This window comes from Methylobacterium sp. WL6 (assembly GCF_008040095.1).
Lineage (GTDB): Bacteria > Pseudomonadota > Alphaproteobacteria > Rhizobiales > Beijerinckiaceae > Methylobacterium.
The window spans coordinates 1-13,400 of sequence record NZ_VRVH01000117.1; the positions used below are offsets into that span (position 1 = coordinate 1).

At 73.4% G+C, this 13,400-nt stretch carries 11 protein-coding genes; 3 read left to right on the forward strand and 8 right to left on the reverse strand.

Annotation, left to right across the window (positions count from 1 at the left end):
* Positions 1 to 104: 104 nt before the first annotated feature.
* Complete coding sequence (locus tag FV230_RS15850) at positions 105 to 998, forward strand: LysR family transcriptional regulator (protein ID WP_147843077.1); 894 nt, start codon at positions 105 to 107, stop codon at positions 996 to 998.
* A gap of 88 nt (positions 999 to 1,086) precedes the next feature.
* On the opposite strand, the gene FV230_RS15855 is transcribed toward FV230_RS15850, so the two are convergent.
* Both FV230_RS15855 and FV230_RS15860 read right to left on the reverse strand, forming a co-directional pair.
* Positions 1,087 to 2,286, reverse strand: coding sequence for an FAD-dependent monooxygenase (locus FV230_RS15855; RefSeq protein WP_147843078.1), 1,200 nt, complete (start codon positions 2,284 to 2,286; stop codon positions 1,087 to 1,089).
* Between the two features lie 104 nt (positions 2,287 to 2,390).
* Complete coding sequence (locus FV230_RS15860) at positions 2,391 to 4,811, reverse strand: PAS domain S-box protein (protein WP_147843079.1); 2,421 nt, start codon at positions 4,809 to 4,811, stop codon at positions 2,391 to 2,393.
* Between the two features lie 332 nt (positions 4,812 to 5,143).
* Here FV230_RS15860 and FV230_RS15865 point away from each other — a divergent pair, with 332 nt between their 5' ends.
* Positions 5,144 to 5,539 (forward strand): hypothetical protein, encoded by a 396-nt coding sequence (locus FV230_RS15865; RefSeq protein ID WP_147726794.1) that lies wholly within the window; start codon positions 5,144 to 5,146, stop codon positions 5,537 to 5,539.
* 143 nt (positions 5,540 to 5,682) lie between these two features.
* Here the strand turns inward: FV230_RS15865 and FV230_RS30345 are convergent, their stop codons facing one another.
* The 6 genes from FV230_RS30345 to FV230_RS15890 form a co-directional block, all read right to left on the reverse strand.
* Positions 5,683 to 7,056 carry an ATP-binding protein gene (locus tag FV230_RS30345; protein ID WP_348642141.1) on the reverse strand — a complete coding sequence of 458 codons (1,374 nt, stop codon included), beginning with the start codon at positions 7,054 to 7,056 and terminating at the stop codon, positions 5,683 to 5,685.
* Between the two features lie 175 nt (positions 7,057 to 7,231).
* Positions 7,232 to 8,890 carry a PAS domain S-box protein gene (locus FV230_RS30350; RefSeq protein WP_281408292.1) on the reverse strand — a complete coding sequence of 553 codons (1,659 nt, stop codon included), beginning with the start codon at positions 8,888 to 8,890 and terminating at the stop codon, positions 7,232 to 7,234.
* Positions 8,891 to 9,013: 123 nt separating this feature from the next.
* A complete protein-coding gene (locus FV230_RS15875; RefSeq protein WP_147843080.1) occupies positions 9,014 to 9,991 on the reverse strand; it encodes an HWE histidine kinase domain-containing protein in 978 nt (325 codons plus the stop codon).
* A 164-nt stretch (positions 9,992 to 10,155) separates the two neighbouring features.
* The gene (locus tag FV230_RS15880) at positions 10,156 to 11,058 is read right to left on the reverse strand and encodes a LysR family transcriptional regulator (protein ID WP_147843081.1); all 903 of its coding nucleotides are present in this window, start codon (positions 11,056 to 11,058) and stop codon (positions 10,156 to 10,158) included.
* Between the two features lie 70 nt (positions 11,059 to 11,128).
* Positions 11,129 to 11,365 (reverse strand): hypothetical protein, encoded by a 237-nt coding sequence (locus FV230_RS15885; RefSeq protein ID WP_147843082.1) that lies wholly within the window; start codon positions 11,363 to 11,365, stop codon positions 11,129 to 11,131.
* Positions 11,366 to 11,518: 153 nt separating this feature from the next.
* A complete protein-coding gene (locus FV230_RS15890; protein WP_147843083.1) occupies positions 11,519 to 12,211 on the reverse strand; it encodes a TetR/AcrR family transcriptional regulator in 693 nt (230 codons plus the stop codon).
* A 166-nt stretch (positions 12,212 to 12,377) separates the two neighbouring features.
* On the opposite strand from FV230_RS15890, the gene FV230_RS15895 reads away from it, so the two are divergent.
* On the forward strand, positions 12,378 to 13,400 hold a 1,023-nt coding region (locus tag FV230_RS15895), incomplete at its 3' end, for an HlyD family secretion protein (protein ID WP_246694870.1).

Below are 13,400 nucleotides of genomic sequence, written 5' to 3' on the forward strand. Positions count from 1 at the left end.
GCCACCGTCGGGCTCGTCGGCGGGACCTCCGGCCCACGCTGGCCGCGCGCCGGACGGGCGTTAGATGCCGGAATGCGCACGCGGCGATGCGCCGGACTCCATGAATGGCGCGGGAGAACCTGAACGACCTGCTCGCCTTCGTCGCGGTCGCGCGCGCGCGGAGCTTCACCCGGGCGGCGGCGCAGCTCGGCCTGTCGCAGCCCGCGCTCAGCCAGACCATCCGCGGGCTCGAGGCGCGTTTGGGCCTGAGGCTGCTGACGCGCACCACGCGCAGCGTCGCGCCGACCGAGGCGGGCGAGCGGCTGATCCGGTCCGTCGGGCCCCGGCTCGCGGAGATCGAGGCCGGCCTGGTCGCGGTGACGGACCTGCGCGAGACGCCGGCCGGCACCGTGCGGATCAACGCCGACGAGCACGCGGTCGCGGCGGTGCTGTGGCCGGCGCTGCGGAGGGTGCTGCCCGGGTACCCGGACATCCAGGTGGAGCTGGTCACCGACTTCGCCCTGACCGACATCGTCGCCGGGCGCTTCGACGCCGGGGTGCGGCTCGGCGAGGTGGTGGCCAAGGACATGGTCTCCGTCCCGATCGGGCCGGACATGCGCATGGCGGCGGTCGCCGCGCCGGCCTACCTCGCGCGCCGGCCTGCGCCGCGGACGCCGCAGGACCTGACCGGCCACGCCTGCATCAACCTGCGCCTGCCGACCCATGGCGGCCTGTACGCCTGGGAGTTCGCGGCCAACGGGCGCGAGGTCCGGGTTCGCGTGGACGGGCAGGTCGTGTTCAACACGGTGAGCATGATCCAGCGCGCCGCCCTGGACGGGTTCGGCATCGCCTACCTGCCGCAGGATCAGGTGCAGCCCCATCTCGACAGCGCGGCGCTGACCTGGGTGCTGAAGGATTGGAGCCCGCCCTTCCCGGGCTACCACCTGTACTATCCGAGCCGCAGGCAGCCCGCGGCGGCGCTCGCGGTGCTGATCGAGGCCCTGCGCTACCGAGGCTGACCGATGCGGGATCCGCGCCGGGGGGGCCGGGGCCGCGCACGCCGTGGCCACGCGTGCGTGAGCGCCCGATCCGCCCCGCCGGCCCGCGTCAGGCGCCGGCGGGATCGGGATAGCCGGTCAGGTCCGGCTCCTTGGCGCGGCCGGTGGACAGCTTCGAGGCCAGGCGGCGGAGGCCCGGCCGGCTGGCGATGCGCAGCACGCGGTGGAGCAGGCTGATGCCGAGCCGGCTGTTCGGGTTCATCAGCTTCGGCGCGATCTTGGGCACGCCCTGCCCGTCCTCGACCATCGGGCGCATGGCGCGCTCGTAGGCGGCGAAGGCCGCGGCGACGTCGTCGCCGCGGGCGAGCTCGGCGGCGAGGACGTAGGCGCCGGTGACGGCCAGCGTCGTGCCGATGCCGGCGAGCGGCGTGGCGCACCAGGCCGCGTCGCCGGTCACCGCCACGCGGCCGCTGGACCAGCGCCGCATTCGCACCTGGCGCAGGACGTCGAAGTAGAAGTCCGCGGTGGCCTCCATCCCGGAAAGGACGCGCACCGCCTGCCAGCCCGCATCGGAGAAGCGCTGCCGCAGGTAGGCCTTCTGCCGGTCGGCGCCCCAATCCTGCTCGCCGCCCGGCGGCTGCCGCAGCGTGAGCATCGCGCGGGTGGTGCCGTGCTGGTCGGGGCGCAGGGAGATGCCGCGGCCGCCGGGCGCGTTGAACCACCGCCACATCCGGTCGTCGTCCGCGGTCCGCGGGATGGTGAAGTAGGCGATGGCGAGATCCATCCAGCGCGGGTCGGCCTCGCCGGGGAACACGAGCTCGCGCGTCGTCGAGCCGACGCCCTCGGCGACGAGGACGGCGTCGTAGCGCTCGCTCGCCCCGGAGGCGAAGGTCACCGTCGCGGCCTCCGCTCCGTCGTCGATCCGGGTCACGCGATCCCCGAAGCGGTAGGTCGCGCGCTCCCGGGCCGGCTCGTAGAGGAGCCGCGCGAGGTCGCCGCGCAGGATCTCCATCTCGGCGGTGGGGCCGTCGCCGAGGCTGGCATCCATGGTGAAGGCCGCGACCGCCCGGCCCCGCCCGTCGACCCAGGCGGTGCCCTGCTCGCCGGTGCCCCGGGCGAGCGCCGCCTGCTCCAGGCCCATGCGGCGCAGGACCTCGCGCCCGACCCCGCGGACGTCGACGTTCTGGCCGCCGTCGCGGAAGCCCGGCGCCCGCTCGACGACGGTGACGTCGAAGCCGTGGCGGCCGAGCCACCAGGCCGCGGTGTTTCCGGCGACGCTCGCGCCGGTGATGAGGATGCGACGGGGCATGCGGGACGGGTCTCCGGGTGATCCGGCCCGCGCGGAGCCGGTCGCGGCCACGCCGCGCGGCAGGATCTGCGCGAGCGCCGTGATCGAGGGGCGGGGCCCGCGCGTCAGGCCCCCGGCGAGGCCGCCCGGGTGACCGCCCGGCGCAGGGTGCGGGACAGGTCCTCGACCGAGTACGGCTTCTTCAGGAGCGGGAAGCCGTGGGTGCCCTGCTCGGCGAGCACGTGGCTGTAGCCGGAGGCGAGGACGACCGGCAGGCCGGTGTGGCGGTGGCGGATCTCCCGCGCCATGTCGATGCCGTTCATCCCGGGCATCACTACGTCGGAGAACACCACGTCGAAGCGCGGCGACGCGGACAGGACGGCGAGGGCCTCCTCGGCGCTCATCGCCCACACGGTCTCGTAGCCGAGCTCGCGCAGGGCCTGGGTGGCGAAGGAGCCGACCTCCTGGTTGTCCTCGACCACGAGGACGCGGGTGCCGTGCCCGTCGGCCAGGGGCTCGGGCTCGCCGTCCTCCTCGATCGCCACGGATCGCCCGACCTCGCGGGGCAGGTAGAGCGTGAAGGTGGTGCCCCGGCCGAGCGTGCTCTCGACCAGCACCTCGCCGCCCGACTGCTTGGCGAAGCCGAACACCTGCGACAGGCCGAGCCCGGTGCCCTGGCCGACGCCCTTGGTGGTGTAGAACGGCTCGAAGATCCGATCGAGATCGGCCGCCGCGATGCCGGTCCCGGTGTCGCGGACCGAGACGGCGACGAAGTCGCCGGGGATGCGGGGATGGGCCCGCACCGCCGGGATCGCCGAGGCGCGGCGCACGCCGATGTCGAGGCGGCCCTCGCCGTCCATGGCGTCGCGCGCGTTGATGGCCATGTTCACCAGGGCCGTGTCGAACTGGCTCGGGTCGGCGTCGATCAGGTAGGGCACCTCGTTCCCGCGACCGTCCCGGTTCGCGGCCACGTCGGTGACGACCCGGATGCGGGCGCCGGTGAGCGTGCCGACCATGTCGGCGACCGAGGCGACGCTGCGGCCGACGTCGAACACCTCCGGGGTCAGGGATTGGCGCCGGGCGAAGGCGAGGAGCTGGCCGGTGAGCTTGGCGGCGCGGGTGACGGTGTCGGAGATCGCGCCGATGTAGCGCTGCCGGCGCTCCTCCGGCAGGTCGGGGCGCTTGAGCAGGTCGGTCGAGGACCGGATCACCGTCAGCAGGTTGTTGAAGTCGTGCGCGACGCCGCCGGTGAGCTGGCCGACCGCTTCCAGCTTCTGCGACTGCCGGAGCTGCTCCTCCAGGGCGCGGCGCTCGGTGACGTCGCGGCCGGCGGCGTAGAAGTGGTCCTCCTGCGGGATGGCGTTCCACGACACCCAGCGGAAGTCGCCGTCCGCCGTGAGCATGCGCACGTCGAGGCTGTCGAGGACCTGGCCTTCCCGCAGCAGCTCGAACGCCGCGGTCGCGGCCGCCCTGTCCTCGGGGTGGACGTAGTCGCTGAAGGACGTGCGCACGAGATCGAAGGCCGACCAGCCCAGCATCTCGTGCCAGGCCGGGTTGACCGAGCGGTAGAGGCCGTCGAAGCCGCAGACAACGAGGAGGTCGCGGCTCGCCCGCCACACCAAGTCGCGCTCCGTGGTCCGGTCGCGGGCGGTGTCGCGCAGCACGCTCTCGGCCTTCTGCCGGTCGGTGACGTCGTTGAACAGCAGGGCGACCCGGTGCTGCACCGGATCGCCGATGCGCAGGGCCTGGACCTCGAACCAGCGCCCGAGCGCGACGACGCCGCTCTCGAAGCGGACGGCCCGGCCCGTCATCGCGACCTGCCCGTAGGTGTCGAGCCAGCTGCGCTCGAGGTCGGGCACCACCTCGCTCACCCACTTGCCGACCACGTCGTCGAGACCGGTGTGGCGCGAGAAGGCCGGATTCGCTTCGACGAAGCGGTAGTCGACCGCGCGGCTGTCGGCGTCGAACCGGAGCTCGATGACGCAGAAGCCGGCGTCGAGGGCATTGAACAGGGTGCGGTAGCGCGCCTCGCTCTCGGCGAGCATGCCCTCCTCGGTCCGGAACCGGGTGACGTCGAGCTGGCTCGCGAAGAAGTAGCGCAGGTGGCCCTCGGCGGTGAAGACCGGGCTGACGTAGAGCTCGTTGCGGAAGGTGGACCCGTCGCGGCGGTAGTTCAGGATCTCGACGACCACGTCGCGGCGCGCGGCGATGGCGTCGCGCACCTTGGCGATGTCCGCCGGATCGGTGTCCGGCCCCTGCAGGAAGCGGCAGTTGCGGCCGATCAGCTCGTCGGCCGAGTAGCCGCACAGGGCCTGGAACGCCCGGTTGGCGAACACGATCGGGTTGTCCGGCAGGTTCGGGTCGGTGACGATCTGCGGCATGCGGGTCTTCTCCGCCGCCGTGAACAGCAGGTCGACATCCGCCCCGGACGTGCGCTGGCCGGAATCCGGGAGCCTGACATGCGACGCGTTCCGCTCGCGCAGGCGCGCGACCTCGGCCTCGAGCCTCCGATTCTCGCTGCGCAGCCGCTCGATCTCGTCGTCCATGCCGTCCGTTTCCATGGGGCATGGTCGCCACCATCATGCCCGTCCGAGAACGGCTTTCGGCGACGGAAGCTCCCATGCGGGTGCCCGCGGCGCCGACGGGCCTTCATGCTCCACGCGGTCGCCTCCGGTCAACGCGGATGGCGGAGCAAGATCCCGGCCGGGCCCCCGGCGCCGGGCCGGAACTCGCGCGCTTGCGCTCCCGCGCGAGGCCGGAGCCTTCACCGGTACGCTGGTTCAACGACACTGTGACATGTCGAACCACCACCGATGTTGGAACGCGGTGCGGCCGAGGTCGTTTTAAGAGCCATACTCACCCAGACAGGAGATCTTGGATGCGCAAGCTCGCACTCGCTTCCACCGCACTGCTCGGGCTCGGCATGCTGGCATCGGCCCCCGCCGAGGCCCGCGGCTGGGGTTACGGCGGCGGCTACGGCCACGGCGGCTTCGGTCACGGCGGCTACGGCTATCGCGGCGTCGGCTTCCGCGGCGGATACGGACGCGGCTACGGCTATCGCCGCGGCATCGGCCCGGGCGCCGCGATCGGCCTCGGCATCGCCGGCCTCGCCGCCGGCGCGATCGTGGCGAATTCCTACGGCGGCTACGGTGGCTACGGCGGCTACGGCTACGGCCGCCCGGTGGGCTACTACGGCGGCTACGGCTACGCGCCGGCCTACGGATACGCCCCCGCCTACGGCTACGGCTACCCGGCCTACGGCTACGGCTACTGAGGCGCCGGTCGCGGGCGCCGTTGCGCCCGCGACGCGACGTGTCCTCGACGAAGGGCGCCCGACTTACCGTCGGGCGCCCTTTTTCCGTTGAACGGTTCGCGCACCTCCGGGACGCGCGGAGCGCCGCAGCGGACCGCGTTCGTTCAGGCCTGCCCCTCGATCAGGCCGCGGATGCGGGTCGCGAGCGCCTCCAGGGCGAAGGGCTTCACCAGCACCTCCATGCCGGGGGCGAGGTGGCCGTGGTTGAGCGCGGCGTTCTCCGCGTAGCCGGTGATGAACAGCACCTTGAGGCCGGGCCGCGCGGTCTTCGCCGCGTCGGCCATCTGCCGCCCGTTCATCCCGCCGGGCAGCCCGACATCGGTCACCAGCAGGTCGATGCGCACGTCCGACTGCAGCACCTTGAGGCCGGAGGCGCCGTCCGCCGCCTCGATCGCCGCGTAGCCCAGATCCTCCAGCACCTCGGTCACGAGCATCCGCACCGTCGGCTCGTCGTCGACCACCAGCACCGTCTCGCCGAGCTTGGCCCGCGCGGCGTCCGACAGGTCGGGCACCGCCTCGACCGCCTCGGCCTCGCCGAGGTGGCGGGGCAGGTAGATGCAGACCATCGTGCCCTTGCCGGGCTCGGAGTAGATCCGCACCTGCCCGCCCGACTGCTTGGCGAAGCCGTAGATCATGCTCAGGCCGAGCCCCGTGCCCTCGCCCATCGGCTTGGTCGTGAAGAACGGGTCGAACGCCTTCGCCGCCACGTCCGGCGCCATGCCGGTGCCGTTGTCGGAGACGCAGAGCGCGACGTACTGCCCCGGCTCGAGGTCGCGCTCGCGGGCGGCGCGCCGGTCGAGCCAGCGGTTGCTGGTCTCGACCACGATGCGGCCGCCCTCCGGCATCGCGTCGCGGGCGTTGATGCAGAGGTTGAGCAGGGCGTTCTCGAGTTGGCTCGGGTCGACCAGGGTCGGCCAGAGCCCGGCGGCCCCGACCGCCTCGACCGACACGCCCGGCCCGACGGTGCGGCGCACCAGGTCCTCCATGCCCTCGACCAGACGGTTCACGTCCGTCGGCTTGGGGGCCAGGGTCTGCCGGCGGGAGAAGGCGAGCAGGCGGTGGGTCAGGGCGGCGGCGCGGCGTGCCGCCCCTTGCGCGGCGCCGATGTAGCGGTCGAGCTCGCCCATCCGGCCCTGCAGCATGCGGGTCTGCATCAGCTCCAGGGAGCCGACGATGCCCGCGAGCATGTTGTTGAAGTCGTGCGCGAGGCCGCCTGTGAGCTGCCCGACCGCTTCCATCTTCTGCGACTGGCGCAGCGCCTCCTCGGTCCGCGCCAGCGCCTCGGCCTGGGCCTTGGCGGCGCTGACGTCGCGCACGGTGGCGTAGATCAGGCCGCCGTTCGGGACCGCGTTCCAGGAGAGCCAGCGCCAGCCGCCGTCGCGATGGCGGTAGCGGTTCTCGAACGACAGCTGGGCGTCGCCCCGCGCCAGGCCGGCCGCGGCCGCCTCGGTGACGGCCCGGTCGTCGGGGTGGACCAGACTCCAGGAACGGGCCGGCCTTCATCTCGACCTCGGTCCAGCCGAGCGTCGCGGCCCAGGCCGGGTTGAGGCTGACGAAGCGGCCTTCGAAGTTCGCGACGCAGAGCAGGTCGGACGACGCCTTCCAGATCATGTCGCGCTCCGCGGTGCGGGCGGCGACCTGCCGCTCGAGCTCCTAGGCCTGGCGCCGCCGCTCGTCGATGTCGGTGTGGGTGCCGACCCACTGGGTCAGAGCGCCGGCGGCGTCCCGCACCGGCTGCGCCCGCGCCAGGAACCAGCGGTAGCCGCCGCCGCCGCGGATGCGGAACTCGACCTCGTAGGGCTCGCCCGTGGCGACCGAGCGGTCCCAACCGGCGCGCGCCGCCGGCAGGTCGTCGGGATGGATCAGGTCGGACCAGGTCGCGGCCGCGTTCAGCGCCCCCGGCGCCGCGCCGGTAAAGGCGTAGGCCTGGCCGTTGAACCAATGCAGCGTGCCGTCCGGGCGTGCGCCCCAGACCTGGTTCGGCACGGCCTCGGCGAAGGCCCGGAACTGCGCCTCGCTGGCCTGGAGGTCGGCCTCCGCGCGCCGGCGGCCGGTGACGTCCCGGAACAGCACCGAGACCTGGCGCCGGCTCGCCGGCTCGATCCGGGCGGCCGAGACCTCGATGTGGCGGCCCGCGCGCGGGAACGCGCGCTCGAACCGGATCGACTCCCCCGTGCGCAGGACGCCGCCGTAGAGCGCGAGCCAGCCCTCGGCCTCGTCCGGCGCGAGGTCGCGCAGGGTCCGCCCGACGATGCCGGCGATCCCGGTCTGGCGCTCGTAGCCCTGGTTGGCGACGATGTGGACGTAGTCGCTCGCCGGACCGTGCGGCCCGTCGATGAACTCGATGATGCAGAAGCCGTCGTCGACCGCCTCGAACAGCGCCGTGTAGCGCTCCTCGGTCTCGCGGCGGCCGGTGGCGTCGACCATCGTCCCGAGCGCCCGGAAGGCCCGGCCCCGGCCGTCGAACAGGCCGCGCCCCTTGGCCGACACCCATCGCACCGTGCCGTCGGCCTTGGAGACCACGCGGAACTCGGCCTCGAACGGCGCGCGCCGCTCCGGATCGAGGGCGGCGGCGAGCGCCGCCAGCACCGTCTCCCGGTCGTCCGGGTGGAGGCCGTCGCGAAGCGTCGCGCGATCGCACGCGGCGTCCGGGGCGAGGCCGAACAGCTCGCGGGTGCGCTCGGACAGGGTCAGCGCGTCGGCGGCCACGTCGAGGTCGAAGGTGCCGATCTCGGCCGCCTCGGTCGCCAGCCGCAGCGCCATCTCGCTGAACTGCAGGCGCTCGGCGTCGGTGGCGCGGGCCGCCGACAGGGCGGCGTTCTCGCCGCGCAGAGCCGCGAGCTGCAGCACGTCGGCGGTGACGTCGTACTGGCTGGCGAAGAAGTACGCGACCTCGCCGGCGGCGTCCTTCACCGGGGCCAGCAGAAGCTGGTTCCAGAAGGTCGTGCCGTCCTTGCGGTAGTTGAGGAGCGCGACCTCGATCGGCTGCCGGGCGGCGATCGCCGCGCGCACCCGGGCGACGTCGTCCCGGTCGGTGTCGGGCCCCTGGAGGAAGCGGCAGTTCCGCCCGATGATCTCCTCGGAGGCATAGCCGGTCAGGCGGCTGAAGGCCGCGTTGACGAAGAGGATCGGGTTGTCGGGCTGGCGCGGGTCCGTGACGATCATCGGCATGCGCGTGGCCCGCACCGCCGCCGCGAACGGGTCGGTGACGTCCGCCCCGCCGGCGATCTCGGAGAGGATGCGGTGGGTCTCGCGGCGGACGCGGCTCGCCTCGGTCTCGGCCGGCATGGGCTGGTGCGGTGCTGTGGTCACGCCGGGCCGTCTAGCAGGAGCGCCATGGGGTCTGAACCGCGATTCGGGTCGGGCTGGTGCGCGCGTGTCTCGGATCGGCGACCGGGAACGGCATCGATCCGCCCCGAAGGCGGGCCCGGCCGGTCATCGGGTCGGCACGACCATCCGGAACCGCAGCCCGGCCGCGTCGATGGTACGGTCGAACCGCCCCGCCAGGCTGCGCTCGATGGTCTGCTTGAGCAGGCGGGACCCGAACCCGGTCCCGTCGGCCTTGGGCGTCCCGGACGGCGCGCCGCCCTCGGTCCAGTCCAGCGTCAGCGCGCGGTCGGCGACGCGACCGACCAGCCTGAGCGTGCCGCCGCCGGCCAGCGCCCCGTACTTGGCGGAGTTGGTGGCGAGCTCGTGGACGATCATCGCGTAGTCGTTGACCTTGTCGGGCGGCGCCACCGCCGCGTCCGGGATGTCCACGGCGATGTTGGCGCCGTTCAGGTACGGCGCCAGGATGCGCTCGGCGAGGTCCCGCAGCCGCACGTCGCCCCGGTCGGCCCGGTTCGACCGCGTCGCCAGGGCGGTCGCCTCGTGCAGCACCCCGAAGCGCTGCGACAGGTCCTCGGCGAAGTGCGGCGTCGACGTGGCCTCGCGGGCGACGATGGCAGTGAGCGCGCGGGCGACCGTGAACATGTTCGAGACGCGGTGCGCCAGCTCGGCGGTCAGCAGCCGCTCGGCATCCTCCGCCCGCTTGCGGTCGGTGATGTCGAGGAAGATGGCCTGGACCCACTCCCCGACCCGGCCGGCCTCGCCGCCGACGCCGCGCGCCGAGATCCAGCGGGCGTCGGCGCCGTCGCCGATGCGGAAGTCGAAGCTGTAGGCCTGCGGATCGGTGGCGCTCGCCGCCCAGTCCCGCATCATGCCCGGGCGGTCCTCGGCGTTCACCTTCGCGAACAGCACGTCGATGCCCACCACCGGCTCGGTCGTGTCCCAGAACGCGCGGCAGAGGCCGTCGAGCTGGGCGAGCCGCCGCTCCGGCGACCACGCCCACAGGCCGACGCCGCCCCGGTGGATCGCGGCGGTGAAGCTGGCGAGCGTCCACCCGTCACCGGTGGGATCCGTGTCCTGAGCCATCCGTCCTTCCGAAACCGAACCCCGACCCGCGCGGACGGCGCGGCGCCGCCCCCACGCGAGGGAACTCACCGGGGGCGCCTTTGCTCCGAATTCGTGCGCGCCGGCCCGGGCGGGGACCGCCGGGCGGCATCAAGAAGACGCGAGCGCCGCCCGGAGGGCGGCGCTCAGCCTTCGGCCTGCTCCACGAAGCGGCGGATGAGCCAGCGCCCCGCCGGGCCGGGCGGGCGGCCGGTGCGGTGGATCGCGGTGAGCGGGAGCAGGCGGCGCGTCGCCTCCGGCAGCTTCAGCGCCACGAGGCGCCCCGCCTCGAGGTCGGCGCGCGCCAGGTGCGCGGGCATGCTGCCCCAGCCGATCCCGGCCAGCAGCAGGGTGTGCTTGGAGCTCATGTCGGAGAGCCGCCAGGTCCGCGGCGCGATCACCCCAAATTCCTGGCCTTCCGACAGGGGAGAGCGGTCGGAGATCACCAGCTGCACGTGCTCGCGCGCCAGGCCCGACACCGACCCGTCGGCGGCGGCCAGGGGATGGGAGGGCGCGGCGACCGCTACCATCTCGACCTCGCCGACGGAGACCAGCTCGAGCGGGTCGGTCTCCCGCTGCCATAGCTCGACCCCGATGCCGATCGCCGCCCGGCCGTCGATCACGTGCTGCTGCACCGCGCCGAGCGCCTCGACGTTCAGGCGCAGGGCCACCGAGGGAAACCGCGCCTGGAACGCCTTGAGCGCATCGACGAGCCGCGGCCCCGGCATCAGCAGGGTGACGACGAGGCTGACCTCCGCCTCGAGCCCGCTCAGCAATCCGCCGACCTTGGCGCGCAGGGCGTCGACGCCGTGGGCGACGATGCGCGCCTCCGCCAGCACCGCGCGCCCGGCCTCGGTCAATTGCGGCCGTCGCGTCGCGTCGCGGTCGAACAGCGGCAGGCCGAGCTGCTGCTCGAGATTGGCCACCGCGTAGCTGATCACCGAGGTGGCCCGGTTGAGGCGACGGCCTGCCGCGGCGAAGCTCCCGGCCTCGACCACCGCGAGGAAGACCCCGAGCTGGTCCAGCGTCGGTGTTCCGGGGCCGCGCATGCCGGGATCCTCGAACGATCGGGGCGCGTCCGGCCCCGGCGATCCGGCAAGCAAGGTCGGCGCCGCCGGGTCAGCGGCGGGCGGGCTTGTGCGCCTGGATGCGGCCGACCGAGCCGGTGACCATCGCATCGTAGGCGCTCGGCGCGGCCTGGCCGACGCCGCGATCGACGGGGCGGCCGGAGACCGTGCCGGGCGCGGTCTCGGTGGGGATGCCGGCCGGCGCGGTGTAGCTCTGCGCGACCGCGGCGGCGGGCAGGGCGGCCGCCAGGGAGAGGGCGAGAACCGAAACCTTGAGGATGCTGGACATGGGGGGCTCCATCGATCTGAGGCGAGGCGACCCGGTGGCCGCCGTCCGATGGAGCGAAGATGGGCCCGTCCCGCCGATCCGAAAACCCGAATAGTTTCGAACAAGACGTTCGACTTTCTTGGCAAGCCTGCTTTCTTCGCCAGCCCGCCGGCTTCACCTGCGCTCGGGTGCGAGGGGGCGGCAGCCGGCGAGGAACAGGGCCACCGCGGCGCGGCGGCGCTTCTCCTGCGCTTCCGGGTCGACCGCGATGCCGTAGAGCGCCTGCTTCGCGCTGCGGCCGAGGACGAGGTTGAGGAACAGGTCGGCGGCGATCTCCGCGTCGTCGACCGCGATCTGCCCCCGCGCGGCCATCACTGTGAGGAGGCGGCCGACCGCGCGCACGCCGCGCATCCAGCCCTCCTCGTAGGCGAGCCGCGCCAGATCGGGGAACTGCATCGCCTGCGCGGCGATGCAGCGGGTGAGCGCAGCGGTGCCCGGCGCATGGGCACGGGCGAGGAGGTTGCGGCTGAGCTCGTCCAGCACGGTCGCGGCGTCCCGCGGGTTGGCCTCGAGGGCCTGCGTCTCGGCCGCGGCCGAGAGCGGGGCCAGCCATTCGCGGATGCGCTCGTCGAGCACCGCCTCGAACAGCGCGCGCTTGTCGCGATAGCGCGAATACAGCGTCGGCTTGCTGACGCCGGCCGCCTCCGCGACCGCGTCGATCGAGGTCGCGTCGAAGCCGCGCTCCATGAACAGGCGGGTGGCGACCTCGACGATGCGCGCCTCGCGCCGCGCGGCTTCCGCGCGGGTCGGCCGTCCGCCGCCGCGCCGGGGCTGCGCCTCCGCATCGTCGGCCGCGACCTGCGTCATGAACTTTCTCCTTGTCAGCCCGAACCGCCGACCGTATTAAAACGATACCGTATCGTTTTATTGTTGGCCAGCCGCGATGCAACCACGATCCACCGACGATCCTGCGCCCGTCCCCGTCGTTCCTGCGCCCGCGCGCAAGCGCCGTCCCGCGCGGCTGATCCTTCCGTTGCTCGTCCTGGCCGCGCTCGGCGGGGGCGGCAGCTACGGCTGGCACTGGTGGACCGTCGGCCGGTTCCTCGAGACAACCGAGGACGCCTACCTGCAGGCCGACAAGGTGACGGTCGCCCCCCGCATCGCCGGCCACGTCGCCACGGTGCTGGTCGGCGACAACCAGGCCGTGCAGGTCGGCGACGCGATCGCGCGGCTCGACGACCGCGAGTATCGGATCGCGTTGAAGCAGGCCCAGGCCGAGGTCGAGAAGAACCGCGCCCAGCTGCTCGGCACCGCCGCCGCCATCCTCCAGCAGCAAGCGCAGGTGCAGTCCGCGAAGGCCGAGGTCGAGAACACCGATGCGGCCCTCGATTTCGCCACCAAGGAATACGCCCGCTACCAGAACCTGCTGCAGACCGGCTCGGGCACCGCCCAGCGCCAGCAGCAGGCCGATGCCGACCTGAGGCAGAAGCGGGCGGCGCACGACAAGTCCGTCGCCTCGCTGGACGCCGCCCGCAAGCAGGTGGAGAGCCTGACGGCGCTGGAGGCGAGCGCCCGCGCGAGCCTGGACGGGGCGCGGGCCAAGGTCGAGCAGGCGCAGCTCAACCTCAGCTACACGACCATCGCCGCGCCCGCCGCCGGCACGGTCGGCGACCGGGCCCTGCGCGTCGGGCAGTTCGTTTCGGCCGGCACCGGGCTGCTCACGATCGTGCCGACCGGCCGCGACATCTACCTCGTGGCGAACTTCAAGGAGACGCAGACCGGGGAGATGGTCGAGGGACAGCACGTCACCTTCACCGTCGATGCGCTGGGCGACCGCGCCTTCGAGGGCCAGATCGAGAGCTTCTCGCCCGGCACCGGTGCGCAGTTCGCCCTGCTGCCGCCCGAGAACGCCACCGGCAACTTCACCAAGGTCGTCCAGCGCGTGCCGGTGCGGGTCGCGATCGACGCGTCCGACCCGCGGCTCGCGCGCCTGCGCGCCGGCCTGTCGGTCGAGGCCACGGTGCACCTGGCGGACCCGGTCGTGCCGGCCGCACGC